15 protein-coding genes are annotated in these 16,571 nt (G+C 63.6%); 9 read left to right on the forward strand and 6 right to left on the reverse strand.

The features are described from left to right. Nucleotides 1-168: 168 nt before the first annotated feature. From BB347_RS09070 to BB347_RS09090, 5 genes are all read right to left on the reverse strand, one after another. Entirely contained in the window at nt 169-1,155 is a 987-nt protein-coding gene (locus BB347_RS09070; RefSeq protein WP_076580741.1) for an AIR synthase family protein, read from the reverse strand. Between the two features lie 113 nt (nt 1,156-1,268). Then, nucleotides 1,269-2,222, reverse strand: a complete 954-nt coding sequence (locus tag BB347_RS09075) for a phosphatase PAP2 family protein (RefSeq protein ID WP_076580743.1) — start codon at nt 2,220-2,222, stop codon at nt 1,269-1,271. A 98-nt stretch (nt 2,223-2,320) separates the two neighbouring features. After that, nucleotides 2,321-2,734: a DUF4870 domain-containing protein gene (locus BB347_RS09080; RefSeq protein ID WP_076580745.1), complete on the reverse strand. Its 414-nt coding sequence runs from the start codon at nt 2,732-2,734 to the stop codon at nt 2,321-2,323. A 171-nt stretch (nt 2,735-2,905) separates the two neighbouring features. Then, complete coding sequence (locus BB347_RS09085; RefSeq protein WP_076580747.1) at nt 2,906-3,910, reverse strand: TIGR04024 family LLM class F420-dependent oxidoreductase; 1,005 nt, start codon at nt 3,908-3,910, stop codon at nt 2,906-2,908. Between the two features lie 107 nt (nt 3,911-4,017). Next, nucleotides 4,018-4,794: an SDR family NAD(P)-dependent oxidoreductase gene (locus tag BB347_RS09090; RefSeq protein WP_076580749.1), complete on the reverse strand. Its 777-nt coding sequence runs from the start codon at nt 4,792-4,794 to the stop codon at nt 4,018-4,020. A gap of 197 nt (nt 4,795-4,991) precedes the next feature. On the opposite strand from BB347_RS09090, the gene BB347_RS09095 reads away from it, so the two are divergent. The 3 genes from BB347_RS09095 (at nt 4,992) to BB347_RS09105 (ending at nt 7,780) form a co-directional block, all read left to right on the forward strand. Beyond that, a complete protein-coding gene (locus BB347_RS09095; protein WP_076580751.1) occupies nt 4,992-6,209 on the forward strand; it encodes a lactate 2-monooxygenase in 1,218 nt (405 codons plus the stop codon). Next, on the forward strand, nt 6,206-6,964 hold the full coding sequence (locus tag BB347_RS09100; protein WP_076580753.1) for an HAD family hydrolase: 759 nt from the start codon (nt 6,206-6,208) through the stop codon (nt 6,962-6,964). Before BB347_RS09095 ends, BB347_RS09100 begins: the two co-directional genes overlap by 4 nt. 159 nt (nt 6,965-7,123) lie before the next feature. Continuing rightward, nucleotides 7,124-7,780, forward strand: coding sequence for a TetR/AcrR family transcriptional regulator (locus BB347_RS09105; RefSeq protein ID WP_076580755.1), 657 nt, complete (start codon nt 7,124-7,126; stop codon nt 7,778-7,780). A gap of 34 nt (nt 7,781-7,814) precedes the next feature. Here BB347_RS09105 and BB347_RS09110 read toward each other — a convergent pair whose 3' ends face one another. After that, complete coding sequence (locus BB347_RS09110; protein WP_076580757.1) at nt 7,815-9,110, reverse strand: MFS transporter; 1,296 nt, start codon at nt 9,108-9,110, stop codon at nt 7,815-7,817. A 535-nt stretch (nt 9,111-9,645) separates the two neighbouring features. On the opposite strand from BB347_RS09110, the gene BB347_RS09115 reads away from it, so the two are divergent. The 6 genes from BB347_RS09115 (at nt 9,646) to BB347_RS09140 (ending at nt 16,569) form a co-directional block, all read left to right on the forward strand. Continuing rightward, nucleotides 9,646-10,707 (forward strand): phosphotransferase family protein, encoded by a 1,062-nt coding sequence (locus BB347_RS09115; protein WP_076580759.1) that lies wholly within the window; start codon nt 9,646-9,648, stop codon nt 10,705-10,707. Between the two features lie 42 nt (nt 10,708-10,749). Next, nucleotides 10,750-11,286 carry an SHOCT domain-containing protein gene (locus BB347_RS09120; RefSeq protein ID WP_076580761.1) on the forward strand — a complete coding sequence of 179 codons (537 nt, stop codon included), beginning with the start codon at nt 10,750-10,752 and terminating at the stop codon, nt 11,284-11,286. A gap of 394 nt (nt 11,287-11,680) precedes the next feature. Continuing rightward, entirely contained in the window at nt 11,681-13,342 is a 1,662-nt protein-coding gene (locus tag BB347_RS09125; RefSeq protein WP_076580763.1) for a tRNA uridine(34) 5-carboxymethylaminomethyl modification radical SAM/GNAT enzyme Elp3, read from the forward strand. Nucleotides 13,343-13,491: 149 nt separating this feature from the next. Next, nucleotides 13,492-13,989, forward strand: coding sequence for a DUF411 domain-containing protein (locus BB347_RS09130; RefSeq protein WP_076580765.1), 498 nt, complete (start codon nt 13,492-13,494; stop codon nt 13,987-13,989). 162 nt (nt 13,990-14,151) lie between these two features. After that, nucleotides 14,152-16,110: a 3-hydroxyacyl-CoA dehydrogenase/enoyl-CoA hydratase family protein gene (locus BB347_RS09135; protein WP_076580767.1), complete on the forward strand. Its 1,959-nt coding sequence runs from the start codon at nt 14,152-14,154 to the stop codon at nt 16,108-16,110. Between the two features lie 3 nt (nt 16,111-16,113). Next, complete coding sequence (locus tag BB347_RS09140) at nt 16,114-16,569, forward strand: PaaI family thioesterase (RefSeq protein ID WP_076580769.1); 456 nt, start codon at nt 16,114-16,116, stop codon at nt 16,567-16,569. Nucleotides 16,570-16,571 lie beyond the last annotated feature (2 nt).

Raw genomic sequence — 16,571 nt, forward strand, 5'->3', positions numbered from 1 at the left:
AAATGCTTCCATATATTATCACTTTATTTGAAAATTCTCTATCTCAGAGAGTATTTGAACGCCACGGATTGAAGAAGTAGAACGTTCCCGTCGATAGCATTCGTGTCTCTCGTTCACGGAGAACGGAGTACCACCCCGTCTACGAAATCGACGACCGTCGCCGGAGCGCTATTCGTCGGTGTCTACTCGCTCCCAGAGCGGATAGAGATCGTCCTGGACCGGCTCAGTGATCGTTTCCGCGCCTATTTCGAGGGCTGGCTGGCCGTCCCGAACCGTGCCGATAGCCGCGCCGTCGATCCCTCGCTCGGCGAGCGCCTCGAGCGCGTCGTCGACCGCAGCGTCCGGAACGGTTGCGAGTAAGGCCCCCGAACCGAAGATGCGCAGCGGGTCGACGTCGGCCGCCGTACACAATTGCTCGGTTTCCTCCCGGATCGGAACGGCCTCATGATCAATCTCGAGGCGCACGTCCGACGCCCGAGCGACCTCGAGCAAGCCGGCCGCGACGCCGCCTTCGGTCGGGTCGTGCATCGCGCTCGTCCACGCTCGAATCGCTCGCGAATCGGGGAGAACGCTGATCTCCTCGAGGAACGTGGCTGCGCTGTCGACGACGCCCTCCTCGACCGCGAATTCGTCGCCGAAGTCGGTCGCGAGAATAGCCGTCCCTTCGATTCCCGCCGCCTTCGTGAGGAGGACCGTGTCGCCGGGTTCAGCTCCGCCAGTCGGGACGAACGAGTCGGCCGTGCCGATCGCCGTCAGCGAGACGAGCGGGCGCTCGAGTTGGTCGACGTACTCCGAGTGGCCGCCGACGATCGATGCCCCGATCTCCGTTGCGGCGCTATCGAGGTCTCGCGTGATGGCCTCGAGCGACTCGTTCTCGCCGGGAAGCATGATAACGGCCGTGAGCCACCGAGGATCGGCCCCGGAGGCGGCGACGTCGTTCGACGCTACTGGGACCGCCAGCGTACCGACGCTCTCCGCCGCGAGCGAAATCGGATCCGAACTGACGACGAGCGTCTCGTCGCACTCTGGCAGTGCAATCGCCGCAGCGTCTTCCCCGTCTGCGGGTCCCTGAAGCACCGTCTCGTCGTCTCGTGCAGTCCCCGTGCGCTCGAAGACGTGCGCGAGTAGATCGTCCGGGCTCACCTTGCCGGGCATAGCGGTACTGGGACGATCTGGGGTTTGTAGTTGTCGGGTTCGCCTGTCCCTCGTGGGTACTGAGCGACTCGAGCGCCTCTCCGACGAAAAACAGTACGGAAAAACGGCGCACCCTACGCGCTCGTCACGCCGAGTGGCACCAACACGTCGTCTCGAGTCGGCACGACGTGTGGGATGACGATGACGCCGGCGAAGACCACGCCGGCCCACAGCATCGAGACGAGGGGATGCGTGATCGACAGGTGAATCGCGTACGTCACGCCAACGACGGCCAACACGCCCGCGAACGAGGCGACGGTGCCGAGTCGGGGTGTCGTAAACTGCCACGTCGAACGCTCTCCCCACTGCCAGGCGAGGAGCCCACCGACCGCCCCGCCGAGGGCGAGCACGCGGTTCGATCCCTGAATGCCCTCCCACGTCGGGACGCCCGTCCCGCCGCTTCGGAGCCAGACGCTCGCAAACGCGAGGGCGATCGCGAGCGCGAACACCGCCGTCACGCCGTCCTCGAAGTGGCGACGACAGAGCAGGACGACGCCGAGCACGGCGAGTCCCAGCGCGATGCCGCCGACCACGTCGATCGGGTAGTGAACGCCGAGTCCGAGGCGGGTGAAGCCGACGAACGCGATCGCGAAGCCGCCGACGAGTGCCCGACGCGCGAGCGTGCTGATGCGAAGGTCGACGATCATCAACCCGATGATCACCGCCGGAACCATCGCGTTGCCACTCGGAAAACTCGTCGAGGAGATCGCCGTCGCGTGGCCGTACCAAGTCGAGAAGATGGCCGGAAACAGTTCTGGCCCGACGGCCGGGTCGATGTCCGGTCGGGTCGCCGAGTTGAGTGACTTGATACTCGCCATTAGCCCGTAGTACGCGAAGAACGCGGGAATCCAGACGCCGAATCGATCCGGCGCCCACCAGTATGCAAGAATTATCAGCGGTACGATGACGAAGACGCTCCCGATGTACGTCGTCGGGACGAGCAAGACGCCGAGCCACTCCGGTATCGCCTCGACGATCGCCTCGAGTATCTCGGGATCGAGCACCGGATGTTGTTGCCCACTGAACATTTCCTGTGTCGACTCGAGAACTGTTGGTTTCTTTAGTGTATCGAATAACCGTTCCTCGAGTCTGGCGTAAATTCAGTCGAGTTCCGGTGCGGACTGGCTCAAAACGTTCGCGAAACCGTCGGTGACTCGACGACGCGAATCGCGACCGGGTACTCCCAGTGGTCGCCACGGATCGCCGTGATCGCTGCGACGACACAGAACAGGAGGTTGCCACCGAGGACGACCACCGCGAGGACCGAACTCCAAAGCACGGGAGTCGAGTCGCCGGTGACGACCGTGAGAGCGACGAGCGCCGCCGCGAGATAGCCGACGATGCCGACGGTGAGTTGCCAGTTGAGAGCGTCTTTTGCGTGTTCGCTGACGTACTCGCTTCGAGAGAGCCACATGACGACCAGCGGCCCGACGATCCACGTCACGAGCGCGATCAGGTGCGTCGTCGCCGCGATCGAACGCGTTAGCGTCGTACTCGAGGTCGTATGCCGTGTCGGTGTCGTCGTGGATGTCGCTGTCATTCGTTCGTGATCCTCACACCCACGTGTTTTGATTCTGTCGGAAATACTGATAACTCGAGACCAGAAATCGCTGCAGACTGAGGGGCGACGGGCACGTGACGGTGGAAAACGACGGTGTGAAGGCCGCGATGCGCTCGAGGCCACGACTCAGCCGGCAAACGCTGCGTACCGTTAGGACGCGTTCGGCGCGACGGCGTCCATCGTCTGCGTGATCTGGTCTTCGTCTGCACCGCGCGGGAAGCTCACGGCGACGGCGTCGATGCCGTCGACGGCCTCGTAACGCTCGATCTGCTCGCGCACGGTTTCCGGACTCCCGGCTGCACAGAGGTCGTCGAGCAGGTCGTCGCCGAGTAACTCGAGGGCGCGTTCGCGCTCGCCGGCCTGCCAAGCGTCGTGGATGTCGACGGCCTCCTCGTAGCCCTGGCGCTCGAGGGCGTCCCGGTAGAACGTTCCCATTCCGCCGACGTAGAAGGCGACGTGCTGGCGGGTGAGTTCGCGCGCCTGTTCGGCGTCGTCGAGAGCACAACAGGTGACGCCGGCGGTAACGTGCACGTCGTCGGGATCGCGGTCGCCCAGTTTCGCGCCCCGTTCGATGTCCTCGATTCGTTCTTCGGTCCCCTCGGGCGTGAGCATGATGCCGTGCCAGCCGTCGGCGAACCGGCCGGCGAGTTCGACGGCTTTGGGGCCCATTCCGGTGACCTCGATCGGCGGGGCGGGCTCCGGTGCCTCACAGCGCAGGCGAAAGCCCGACAGTTGGAACTCGTCGCCGTCGTAGTCAACCCGTTCGCCGGAGAGCACCTCTCGGACGATATCGACGGTTTCGCGGGTTCGGCGAAGCGGATTGCCGTACTCGACGCCGTGCCAGTTTTCGATGACGACGGGGCCGCTCGGGCCGAGTCCGAGCCGGAATCTCCCGTCTGAAGCCTCCTGTAAGGTCGCCGCAGTCTGACCCAACAGCGCCGGCGTGCGCGAATAGGTGTTGAGGATGCTCGGACCGATATCGATCGTCTCGGTTCGCTCTGCCATCGCGGTCAGGACGGTAACGGCGTCTCGGCCCCACGTTTCGGGAAGCCACGCACAGTCGTATCCGCCGTCTTCCGCACGTTGAGTGTATTCGACAATCGAGTCGACCGTCGGCTGAGCGGCCACGGGCAAGTGGACATCTCTGTCAGTCATCGTCACTCACAGACGAGCCGACCCCTTTTGGCTGTATGGGAATTGCCGACGACAGAATTGGAGTTGTCTCGCCTCGAGTCAGCCGAAAAAGTCCCTGTGAGCGCGGCTCAGACGTCGCGCTCTTCGCTGATCTGTGGGACGCCCTGGACGGTGATCGTCTCGCCGACGACGTACGACGAGGCGGGACTCGCGAGGAACTGCGTAACGTCCGCGACTTCCTCAACGGTGCCGATTCGGCGGGCGACCTCCTCCCGGTCGATGTTGTCGGCGGAGACGCCCATCTGGCTCTCGACGCCGGGCGTCGCGACGAAGCCGGGGGCGATACAGTTGACACGGACGTCGTCGTCGGCCCACTCGTAGGACAGCGTCGTCGTCATGTTGACGACCCCCGCCTTCGACGCGCCGTAGGGACTCATCAGGGGCGAACCGCGCTGACCGGCGACGCTCGCGAAGTTGATGACCGAGCCGCCGTCGTCCTTGAGGTGCTCCGCCGCCGCGTGCGTGCAGTTGTACGTTCCGTTGAGGTTGATGTCGACGATGGTCTTCCAGCCGTTCTCGGAGATGTCGTCGAAGTCGGCCATGAACGACGCGCCGGCGTTGTTGACCAGAATGTCGATTCCGCCGAACTCCTCGACGGTCGTCTCGACGAGGGCGTCGACGGCCTCGCGCTCGGTCACGTCACACTCGAGCGCCAGCGCCGTTCCGGGTCGCTCGCTCTCGTTGATCTCCTCGGCCACGGGGTCGACGTTCTCCTGTTCGCGCGAGCAGACAACGACGTCGACGCCGTCGGCGGCGAAGCGTTCGGCGATCCCCTTCCCGATTCCGCTCGAGGAACCGGTGATAATGGCGACGTCGCCGTCGACGCTGAACTGTGCGGTACTCACGCGCGGTCACCCGCGAACTGCAGCCAGTTTGTTACCATTGTTAGATACGACATGAGATATGGAGACACTGTTAATAAAGATGGGCATCACTACCGAAGAGCGTAGGATTAAGTGAGTGGCAATCGCTGGCACAGACGCACGGACGGCGACGGATCGTCGACGCCGAGAGTCGGCGCGAGCCCGTCGCCGAGGGATCCATGACAGACGACAATCCATCAGAGACCCCACAGTACGGACCGAAGCGCCAACAGGACGTGTATCGGAAGGGAATGCTCGAGGCTCGGACCCCCGAGTTCCCGGTCGCCTACGAAGACCTGGTCGAGCGCGCCCGCGAGGAACTGAGCGACGAGGCGTTCGCCTACGTCGCCGGCGGCGCGGGCTCGGAGTCGACGGTGCGGGCCAACGACCGGGCGTTCGACGAGTGGCAGATCGTTCCCCGGATGATGCGCGACGTCTCGAGTCGCGACCTCTCGGTCGAACTCTTCGGGCGCGAGTATCCCGCTCCGGTCATGCTCGCGCCCATCGGCGTCCAGGGAATCCTCCACGACGAGGCCGAACTCGCCGTCGCCCGCGCGGCCAGCGAGTTCGAGATCCCGATGATCCTGAGCTCCGTCTCCTCCTACACCTTCGAGGAGGTGGCGGACGAACTCGGCGACAGCCCGGGTTGGTTCCAGCTCTACTGGAGTTCCGACCGGTCGGTTGCGGCCAGTTTCCTCGAGCGAGCCGAAGCGGCGGGTTACGAGGCCGTCGTCGCCACGCTCGACACGCCGAAGATGGGGTGGCGCGAGCGCGACATCGAACTCGGCTACCTCCCCTTCCTGCAGGGCCTGGGGCTGAAGAACTACTTCGAAGATCCCGCCTTCCGCGACCGACTCGAGGGTGACGATCCGTGGGCCGACCCGGAGGCGTCCATCGAGTCCTGGCACGAGTGTTTCGGCGACGCCTCGCTCACCTGGGACGACCTCGAGTGGCTGGACGACCGGACGGACCTCCCGGTCCTCGTCAAAGGCATCCTCCATCCCGAGGACGCCCGCGAGGCCGTCGAGCGCGGCGTCGACGGTCTGATCGTCTCGAACCACGGCGGCCGGCAGGTCGACGGAGCGATTCCCGCGCTCGATGCGCTTCCGGACGTGGTCGACGCCGTCGAGGACGCGACCGACGACGGCGAGGACGTCCCCGTCCTGTTCGACAGCGGCATTCGGCGGGGGAGTGACGTCTTCCGAGCCCTCGCACTCGGTGCCGACGCGGTGTTGCTCGGTCGGCCCTACGCGCTGGGGCTCGGTGTCGGCGGCGAGGACGGCGTTCGGGCGGTCCTCGAGAACCTGCTGGCTGACGTCGACCTGACAGTGGGCCTCTCGGGTTGTGCAAGCGTCGACGAGGTCGATCGCTTGAAGATACGGAGGGCAGAGCGGTGAGTGGCGACGGATTCGCCGACGGCGACAGCAGCGGCGCATCTAGCACTGACGCCACCGACACCACAGCGTGGGACGCCGTCTTCTGGGACATCGGCGGCGTCATCCTCGACCTCGAGTCCGTTCAGGGCGCACACGCCGCGTTCGTCGCGGAACTCGTCGACGAACACGACCTCGAGATGGCGGTCGAGGATGCCGTCGACGCGTGGCGGACGGCCGTCGGAAATCAGTTCCGCGAGCGCGAGGGGACCGAGTTTCAGTCGGCCCGCGAGGCCTACGCGACGGGCGTCGAGGCCCTCGTCGACGAGGATCTCCCGCGAGAGCGGTGGGAACCCGTCTTCGAGCGACACGTCGAGTCGTCGATCGAACCGGTTCCGGGCGCCGTCGAGACGATTCACGAACTCGCTCGACGCGACGTCCACGTCGGGGTTCTGAGCGACGTCGACGACGACGCCGGTAAGCAGATGCTCGAGCGCTTCGGCGTTCGCGAGTCGTTCGACTCGATCACGACCTCCGAGGAAGTCGGCCGGACGAAACCCGATCCCGCGATGTTCGAGACGGCACTCGAGAAGGCCGGAGCGGTTCCGAAACGGTCGCTCATGATCGGCGATCGCTACGATCACGACGTGAAGGGAGCCGACGAAGTCGGCATCAACGGGGTCGCGTTCGGTGCCGAGGACGGGCCGGCCGTTTCCTATCGGATCGACGACCTCACTGCAGTCCTCGAGATCGTCGAGGATACTGAGCCGGGCGTCTAACATCGAGGACGACGAACCGGACAGCTACCGTCGAGGACGACGGGCCGTGCGTCTACCGAACGCGTCGTCCCGACGAGGACGCTACCAGCCGCCGAGGTGAGTGCCCGTACGGCCGATACCCAAACGCTTTTTGGGATATTTTGCGACGAACGAACTAATATGGGGGTAAACAGCGACGACCCGCCCGTCGACACCGAGGAGGCGATCATGCGGGCGACCTATCGAGCGCTGTGCAATCACGGCTACGCCAACCTGACGATGCAGGCCATTGCCGACGAGTTCGACAAAACGAAGGGGGTCTTACACTACCACTACGACACCAAACAGGATCTGCTCGTCTCGTTTCTCGAGTACCTGCTCTCGGCGTTTCAAGAGAACATCGCCGTCGACGGCGCGGATCCGGCGGAACGACTCGAGGCGCTGATCGAGACGCTGCTGTTCGGGCCGCCAGAACGCGGCAGATTCGACCACTGGGAACTCACAACGGCGATGCTCGAGATTCGCTCGGAAGCGCCACACAACAATGAGTTTCGCCGGCAGTTGAGCCGGAACTACGAAACCGTCGAAGCGACCGTCGTCGCCATCGTCGAAGCGGGCATCGAACAGGGCATTTTTCGGGACGTCGATCCGGAGCAGGTCGCGACGCTGTTGCTCGCGAGCATCAACGGCGCGCGGATTTACCAGGTTACCCTCGAGCGAGACGACGTCGCGGAAGTGACGCGCTCGAGTCTCGACGCGATTCTCGAACACTGGCTCTACTGTCCGGACGAACTCGATTCCGGGGCCAACGCAGACGGAACCGTCGGCGAGGACTGACGGCTGACGGAGGGGTGTCGGCGTGGTCGGACTCTCAGTCCGCGTGATCTGACGCTGATCCCGGCGCGCACGGGTCATCGCGGAGGTCGACTCGTGGCATGAACTGCCCAGTCTCTCGATGGACGCCCGCGAGGAGGATCACACCCGCGATGAGTGGGAGGACGGCGCAGACGACGTAGATCGGCAGGAAGCCGAACGTTTCGACGAGCGGAAGCGAGACGATCGGTCCGAGTCCGCCGCCGATGTCGCCGAGAACGTTGTTCGTTCCGACGGCCCGTCCCATTCGCTCGTCGGGCGTGAGGTCGGCGAGGAGCGCCATGAGCGGGCCACTCGTTCCGCCCTGTCCGGCACCGATGAGGAGACAGGCGACCGTCAACGTCGCGATCGAGTCGGCCAGCGCGAGCATGAGAAAGCCAACGAACGTCGTCCCGAGGAAAAACAAGAGCGTCGGAACTCGCGACTCGGTTCGGTCGCTGACGTGCCCGCCGATGAACATGAACAGGCCCGCAGCGACGACCGTGATCGCCATGAAGATCCCCGACGAGCCCTGCGCGTCGAACCCGAACACGCCGAGGTTGTTGTGATCCAAGAAGAGCACGAGCGTCGCGAACAACGCGCCGATGTAGGCGAACAAGACGGCGAAGTTCACGAAGCCGACCGTCAGCGACGGGAGGGTGGTGTCGATATCCGTCAGCGAAACCGATCGATGACCGTCCCCGCTGACGTGGGTCTCCGGAATCGTGACGTATGCGATCACGCTCGCCACCACCGCGAAGAGCGTCGCGACGGCGAACGCCGTGACCGTCGTCGACACTTCGCTGATGACGCCGCCGATGACGACGCCACTCGGGAATCCAAAGAGTACGCCGCCGCGAATGAGACCCATGCTCGCGCCTCGAGAGTCGTCCTCACTGACGTCCGCGGCGATCGTGTACGCCGTCGCGAAGACGGCCGCGCTCCCGACGCCCCAGATGATCCGAGACCCGAGGAACCAGCCTTCGGGAACGTCCGGAACGAACCACATCGAGGGGTGGGCCGCGATCATCGCGACGACGTACCCGAACGTCGCACCGGCCTGAATGATCATCCCGACGACGAACGGCGTTCGGGTGCCGATTCGGTCGACCAGCACGCCTGCTGGGGCGTTCGCGAACAGTCTCGAGAACCGATTCGCACTCAGGATGATCCCGACGAGCAGCGGTGAGATTCCCAGAACCTGGCCCAAGTTCGGGAGGATGGGAAAGATCACGCCGCCGCCGAAACCGACGAAGAACGTACTCAAAATGACCGCGCCGACAACCACGTATTGGCTGGGATTCTCGTCGCTCATCGCCTCACGAATGCGCCGAGACAGGCCATCACTCGAACTCACGGCGTCACCTCCTGACCGCCTGCAGAATGGAACCTGATTTCGATCGTCCGGATTTCTCGTGTGAACAGCCTGTAGAACGCACAGCAGTCATCGCTCGAAACTCACTCACTATCTGACTGACCAGTTAGTCAGACCAGCGTAAAAACGTTTGGAAACGAGTCAGCAGCCGTGTGGCCGAATGTCTTTCGTGGCACGGTCGGCGGAGAGGGAAGGTGGATCGCTCCGAACCGAGCAAAAGGCCGGGTTCGTCGGTCGCCGGGCTCACCCATATTCCGGACCAAAAGCGCCTGAGATAGCGGATTTCGACGACGACGGATCGTGTGACTAGCTAACTACAACCCCACATACGTTGTAAAATAGTAGACGAGTCACAACTACCTTCGTTAAGGAAAGGAGTAATAGTCCTGTACAACATCGTGTCGAGCAACGACCAACGTTCGAGAACCGATGGCGACGACCATCCCGCCTCGAGCGTCGGTTTCGAAACCCATCCATGAGCGAAAACTACTACGAACGCCTCGTCGACGAGGATGCACTCGCCGCGCACTTGGCGGAGCACCTCGGAGAGGCGGACGAATACGACGTCGAACGACACCAGGAAGGACACTCGAACGAGACGCTCTTCGTGACGTGGGGCAACCGCGAATTGGTCATCCGACGTCCGCCGCCGGGCGAAACGGCCGACACGGCCCACGACGTGATCCGCGAGTATCGAGTCATGGCCGCGGTCGCGGAAACAGACGTTCCGGTCCCGACGCCGGTTCTCAGCTGTGAAAACCACGATATCATCGGCAGCGATTTCTACGTCATGGAGCGCCTCGAGGGCGACGTGCTCCGGGAGGACGAACCCGAGCGCTTCGCCGCCCCCGACTACCGCGAGCGAGTCGGCGAGGAACTCGTCGACACACTGGCGAAGATTCACCGACTCGACTACGAGGAAATTGGCCTCGGTGAGTTCGGCCGCCCGGCAGGCTACACGCAGCGACAGGTCGACCGATGGGGCAAACAACTCTCGTGGGCGTTCGACGTCACGGAGGACGAACGCGAGGTGCCGGACCTTCACGAGGTCGGCGACTGGCTCCGTGACAACGTCCCCGACGACCACCCCCACACGCTCGTCCACGGCGACTACAAACTCGACAACGTCATGTTCGCCCCCGCCACGCCGCCCGAACTCAACGCCGTCTTCGACTGGGAGATGGCCACCCTCGGCGATCCGCAGGCCGATTTGGGCTGGATGCTCTCTTACTGGCGCGACGAGAAGGACCCCGAGCCATCGATTCCCGAACTGACGACCCGATTCATGGAACGCGAGGGCTACTCGAGTCGCGTCGAGCTCGTCGAGCGCTGGGAGGAACTCACCGGTCTCGAGTTCGAGCACGAACGGTTCTACCGGACGCTCGCAGTGTACAAACTCGCGGGCCTCGGCGAGATGTTCTTCCGGCGCTACCTCGAGGGCAACAGCGACAATCCGATGTACCCGAAGATGGAAGCGCGCGTCCCGGCACTCGCCGCACGCGCGAAGCGGATTATCGAGGGAGAGGAACCGCTGTAATCGGAAGAAACAACTTTCGTCGTCGCCCGAGAAGTCTCATCCATGAGTGACGATCCGGCGACTCGAGTCCGTGAGAATATCACGGAGATCACTTCGATGGTCGTCACGGCCCTGTGGCTGGGGCTGATGTTCGCGGGAGTCGGCGGAAACCTGTGGCTCGTCGTCCTCCTCGTCGGGTACATCGTCGTCGTCCCGCTGGTCGCGCTGTTGTTCGGCGACGAGGAAGACAAAGCCGAGTGGTGGGACGACTGGTGGGGTGAGGAATCCTGGGAAGAATGGTGGAGCGGCGAGTCGGACTCGAGCGACGGCGGCACGGAGGAGACGGATCGTCACGCCACGCGCGAAACGACTTCGAAACAGGACAACCGCGAGGCCCTCGAAACCCTCCGGACCCGATACGCCGCCGGCGAGTTGACCGACGAGCAGTTCGAACAAAAACTCGAGCGCTTGCTCGAGACGGAGACGCTCGAGGACGTCGAGCAGTGGCGAGGATCAACGACTGACCCGCTCGAGCGGACGGGGACAGACGGTCGTGATGGGCGTGCTGAGCAGGATCGGGATTTCGAGTACGAGACCTGAGAATTCAATCGACGGACGACGAGTCCCCGGTCCGCTGCGTATTGCTCGAGTGAAGGTGGTTGTCTCCCGGAAGGCCCTCAGCCCGCTGGCGGTCACACACCGACATATCGCCTGCGGCGATAGGGGTCGCCGTGGTGACCACGCAAGCGCAGCGGGCTTCGCCCCTTCACTCCGCCAGGCCCCTCACCGCATCCGCCACGCAGGCCTGCCCTCCCCCAGGTCGCACGTCTCGCAAGTTGCGAGACGTGCTTCCGGCCACAGCCTTTCAGCCGTCGGCTCTGCGGTGGATTGCGCTGGCGGACCACTCGGGCGCTCGGTCCATCCGCGCGGGTGGCGGGAAACGCGAGAATACACTCCGACACGCTTATTCGCCGACAGCCCCGAAAACGGGGTAGTGAGTACCGACACGCCCGAACCGACCGAGACCGAAGCGTTCGAACGGGTCTGTGAGACGCTCGTCGAGCGGATCCTCGCGGGCGACCTCGAGCGCGAGGAGGTCGAGAAGGCAAAACTCGAGGCCTGTTCGGAGTTCTCGGCACCGAAAGTACCCAAAAACTCCGAGATTCTCGACTACGCGCCACGGGAGCAACGTGAAGAACTCGAGGCCGTGCTACAGCGCAAGCCGGTTCGAACGGCCTCTGGCGTCTCGCCGGTCGCGATCATGACGTCGCCCGAGCGCTGTCCACACGGGAAGTGTCTCTACTGTCCCGGCGGTCCAGACTCGGAGTTTTCCTCTTCACAGAGCTACACGGGCAACGAGCCAGCCGCGGCTCGCGGCGTCCAGAACGACTACGATCCCTACGGCCAGGTGACGCTGCGACTCGAGCAGTTACGCGAAATCGGCCACCCTATCGACAAGGTCGAACTCATCTTGATGGGCGGGACGATGACCGCCCGGAGTCACGACTATCAGGAGTGGTTCGTCAAGCGCGCTCTCGAGGCGATGAACGACTACGACGTCGACAAGGAACCCGAGCCAGCGGAGGGTGTGAGCTTCGCCGAGGACCCCGAGGAGTACGAGTGGAAGTACCTCGAGGACGTCATCGCCGAAAACGAGACGAACGAGATCCGAAACATCGGGACGACCTTCGAGACGAAACCCGACTGGTGCGATCCCGAACAGATCGACCGAATGCTCGATCTCGGCGGGACGAAAGTCGAGGTGGGCGTCCAGACGACGTTCGAGCGGATCAACCGCGAGATGCACCGCGGCCACGGCGCGCAGGCGTCGATCGACGCCAACCGGCGACTGCGAGATTCGGCGTTCAAAGTCGGCTTCCACATGATGCCCGGCCAGCCCGGCATGTCCAAAGAGATGTGTCTCGAGGACTTCCGGCGCATCTTCGAGGAAGAGCAGTGGAAGCCGGACTACCTGAAGATCTATCCGACGCTGATCGTCCGTGGCACGGCGACCTACGACTGGTGGCACAAGGGCAAGTACGACCCGCTCGAAAACGAGGAAGCCGCCGAGTTGGTCGCCGAGATCAAGGATATGATTCCGCGCTATACGCGACTCCAACGCGTTCAGCGGGACATTCCCGCGGACTTCATCGACGCCGGCGTCTGGAAGTCGAACCTCCGACAGCTCGCGCGACAGAAGATGGATGGCCACGACTGGAACTGCGAGTGCATCCGCTGTCGCGAGGTCGGGATGAACGACGCCGAACCCGACGAAATCGACCTCGACGTCATGACCTACGACGCAAGTGGTGGCACGGAACACTTCATCTCGTTCGAGGACTTCGAGCAGGACCTCCTGATCGGCTTTTGCCGGCTCCGGTTCCCGAATACACCCGTCCGTCCGGAACTCGAGAACGCGGCGTTAGTGCGCGAACTCCACGTGTACGGCAGCGAGGTCACCATGGGCGACGAGGGCGAGACCGACCAGCACCAGCACAAGGGGTACGGCCGACGCCTGATGGAACGCGCCGAGGAACTGGCCGCCGACGCCGGCTACGATAAGCTGAGCGTGATCTCGGGAATCGGGGCCCGAGAGTACTACCGGAACAAACTCGGCTATCATCAGGACGGCCCGTACGTGAGCAAGCGACTGTGAACCGGTTTTAGGCCGTTTGGGCGATCCTGATTCGGATGCGGGCCCGATGGGCTGTACAGTTCTACCGGTCGCTATTCGTCGGTTGGTGTGAGTGTCAAAATCAACCACTACGTCGACAGAATCTTGTGGCTGAGCCGGTACATTCAGCTATGGAACTGACGCGGCGGAAACTGTGCGCCTCGGGGTCGGCGTTCGCAGCGGTCGGGTTCGCGGGCTGTTTCGACCTCGGTGGCTCGAGCGATATCGACGACTGGGAGTGGTCCGGATCGCTTCCCGTCGATTCGGTCGTCCAGCATCACGATCCGAACTGTGGCTGTTGTGCGGAGTACGTCGAATACCTCGAGGACAACGGGTTCGAGGTCCAACTCGAGGAAACGGAGGATCCCGGCGCGGTCAAGCAGGAGTTGGGCGTCCCCAGCGATGCGGAGAGTTGTCACACCGTCGAGTTCGGCGATTACGTCGTTGAAGGGCACGTCCCACTCGAGGCGGTCGAAGAAGCGTACGAAGACGATGACGACGACATCGAAGGTGTCGCCGCACCGGGAATGCCCGAGTACTCGCCCGGAATGGGGCCACGCGGTGACGATCCGTTGACGATTCATGCCTTCGACGACTCGGGTGACGTCTACGAGTACACCGAAATCTAACGACCGGTCCCCCTCCCGTCAGCGGCGGAAACTCCTTCGACAATTACCGAAGTTTATCTCCTCCGGGAGCCGACGAACGAACAGTCAGTCCGAATAGTAAACGCTTAACATTGCTAAAGCGGTGTCGGTGGTATTAAGACGGTGCCGGTAGACCTCCCGTCCATGTCACTGGACAGCATCGACCGCGTCGCCGTCCTGGGCGCGGGCAACATGGGGCACGGAATTACCGAAGTGACCGCGATGGCCGGCTACGACGTCACGATGCGCGACATCAAAGACGAGTTCGTCGACGACGGCTACGAGTCGATTGCCTGGAGCCTCGAGAAACTCGAGGAGAAGGAACTGATCGACGAATCCGCCGACGACGTCCTCTCGCGCATCGACACGACGACCGACCTCGAGACGGCCGTCTCCGACGCCGACCTCGTGATCGAGGCCGCACCGGAGAACCTCGACTTGAAACACGACATCTTCACCGACTTAGAGGAGTTCTGCGACGAGGACACGCTGCTCGCGACGAACACCTCGAGTCTGCCGATTTCGGACATCGCGGAGGTCGTCGACACCTCCGAACGCGTCCTCGGCTTGCACTTTTTCAACCCGCCGGTCAAGATGGACCTCGTCGAGGTCATCTACGGCAACGACACGAGCGACGAGGCCGCCGAGGCGGGCTACGAGTGGGTCGAATCGATCGCTAAGACGCCGATTTACGTCCGCAAGGACGTTCGCGGCTTCGTCGTCAATACCATCGTCGGCCCATTCGGCGGCGAACCGGCGTTCATGGTCTCGGAAGGCGAAGCCGACATTCGACAGGCCGACGCCACGATGTCCCACGAACGCGGCTACCCGATGGGGCCGTTCGAGCTCGCCGACCTGACCGGCATCGACGTCGGCTACCACGTCCGCAAGGAAGGCGACTCGCCCATTCCGCCGATCACCGAGGAGAAAGTCGAAGCCGAGGAACTCGGCCAGAAAACCGGAAAAGGATTCTACGACTACGAAGACGGCGACGGCGCGGACTACCAGCCCGACGACGCAGGCGGCTTCGACTGGCTGCGCGTCGAAGCACGCATGATCAACCGCGCGGCGTTCCTCGTCGGCGAGGATGTCGCCAAACCCGAGGAAGTCGACACCGGCGTCCAACTCGGCCTCGGCTTCCCCGAAGGGATTTGCCGACGCGCCGACAAGATCGGGCTGGACGAAGTCCTCGAGAAACTCGAGACCCTCCACGAGGAGACGGGCTCCGAGCGATTCGAGCCACATCCCTACCTCGAAGAACTCGTCGAGGACGGCAAGACCGGCGAGGACGCTGGCGAAGGCTTCTACGAGTACGACAATGAGGACGGCGGCTTCGATTCCTATCACAACATCAACGTCGAACTCGCAGACGGCGTCTTAGCAGTCGAACTCGACCGACCGTCGCGCATGAACGCGCTCTCGGAAGATCTCTTATCCGAAATCGACGACCTGTTCTCGAGCGTTGACACAGACGAGGTTCGCTGTGCGACGATCGAGGGCGCGGGCGACCGCGCCTTTTCGGCCGGTGCCGACGTCAGCGGCTTCTCGAGTGCGAACCCGACGGACCTGATGGACGTCTCCCAAGCCTTCGAGACGGTCAACGAGTTCCCACGGCCCGTCCTCGCCAAGATCGACGGCTTCTGTCTCGGCGGCGGCCTCGAACTCGCGTTAGCCTGTGACCTTCGCGTCGCGACCGACCGCTCCGAGTTCGGTGCCCCCGAGATCAACCTCGGATTGATCCCCGGCGCCGGTGGGACGCAGCGACTCACGCGCATCCTCGGCGAGACGCGTGCCAAGGAACTGGTCTTCCGTGGCAACCACATCGACGCAGACCGTGCCGAGGAGTGGGGCCTGATCAACCGCGCCGTCGACCGCGAGGCGTTCGACGACACCGTCGAGGAGTTCGTCTCGGACCTCGCCGGCGGCCCGCCGATCGCACTCAAGATCGCCAAACAGGTCATGAACGAGGGCCAGGACGCGAGCATCGACGCCGCACTCGCGATGGAGAGTCAAGGGTTCGGTCTGCTCACGAGCACGGAAGACGTTCTCGAGGGAACGATGGCGTTCGCCGAAGACCGAGAGCCGGAGTTCGAAGGGAAGTAACACATGACGACACTGGACGACGCGACCGACTGGCCGGAGTGGCGATCGTTCGTCGAGCGCCACGGCTACCTCTCGTGGCTCGATATCGACGCGGAACACCTCGCGGACGGTCGCGCCGTCCTGACGATCGACCGCGACGAGGACTTCGAGAATCCGGTCGGAAACGACGGCTACGACCCGGTCCACGGCGGCATCGTCGCGACGTTGATCGACACCTCGAGTGCGTTCGCGCTCCGAACGACGTTCGACAAACCGAACGAGACGCACCTGACGACGACGGATCTCAACGTCTCGTACCTTCGCCCGGCAACGGGGACGTTGCGCGCCGACGCGGAAGTCGTTCGCGTCGGTGGGTCGACAGGCGTGACGCAGGTTTCCGTCAGCGGTGCCGACGGAGAAGCGGCCGTCGGCCGCACGACGTATCGGCTGTTTCGACCGGACGGCGAGACGAACTCGTAGGC

Origin of the sequence: Natronorubrum daqingense (genome assembly GCF_001971705.1) — an archaeon.
In the GTDB taxonomy this organism is placed as follows: Archaea; Halobacteriota; Halobacteria; order Halobacteriales; family Natrialbaceae; genus Natronorubrum; species Natronorubrum daqingense.

Coding starts and splice junctions, on each gene's coding strand:
- BB347_RS09070 (WP_076580741.1), bottom strand. CDS start 1,155: ATGCCCGGCAAGGTGAGCCCGGACGATCTACTCGCGCACGTCTTCGAG.
- BB347_RS09075 (WP_076580743.1), bottom strand. CDS start 2,222: ATGTTCAGTGGGCAACAACATCCGGTGCTCGATCCCGAGATACTCGAG.
- BB347_RS09080 (WP_076580745.1), bottom strand. CDS start 2,734: ATGACAGCGACATCCACGACGACACCGACACGGCATACGACCTCGAGT.
- BB347_RS09085 (WP_076580747.1), bottom strand. CDS start 3,910: ATGACTGACAGAGATGTCCACTTGCCCGTGGCCGCTCAGCCGACGGTC.
- BB347_RS09095 (WP_076580751.1), top strand. CDS start 4,992: ATGACAGACGACAATCCATCAGAGACCCCACAGTACGGACCGAAGCGC.
- BB347_RS09105 (WP_076580755.1), top strand. CDS start 7,124: ATGGGGGTAAACAGCGACGACCCGCCCGTCGACACCGAGGAGGCGATC.
- BB347_RS09110 (WP_076580757.1), bottom strand. CDS start 9,110: ATGAGCGACGAGAATCCCAGCCAATACGTGGTTGTCGGCGCGGTCATT.
- BB347_RS09115 (WP_076580759.1), top strand. CDS start 9,646: ATGAGCGAAAACTACTACGAACGCCTCGTCGACGAGGATGCACTCGCC.
- BB347_RS09120 (WP_076580761.1), top strand. CDS start 10,750: ATGAGTGACGATCCGGCGACTCGAGTCCGTGAGAATATCACGGAGATC.
- BB347_RS09130 (WP_076580765.1), top strand. CDS start 13,492: ATGGAACTGACGCGGCGGAAACTGTGCGCCTCGGGGTCGGCGTTCGCA.
- BB347_RS09135 (WP_076580767.1), top strand. CDS start 14,152: ATGTCACTGGACAGCATCGACCGCGTCGCCGTCCTGGGCGCGGGCAAC.
- BB347_RS09140 (WP_076580769.1), top strand. CDS start 16,114: ATGACGACACTGGACGACGCGACCGACTGGCCGGAGTGGCGATCGTTC.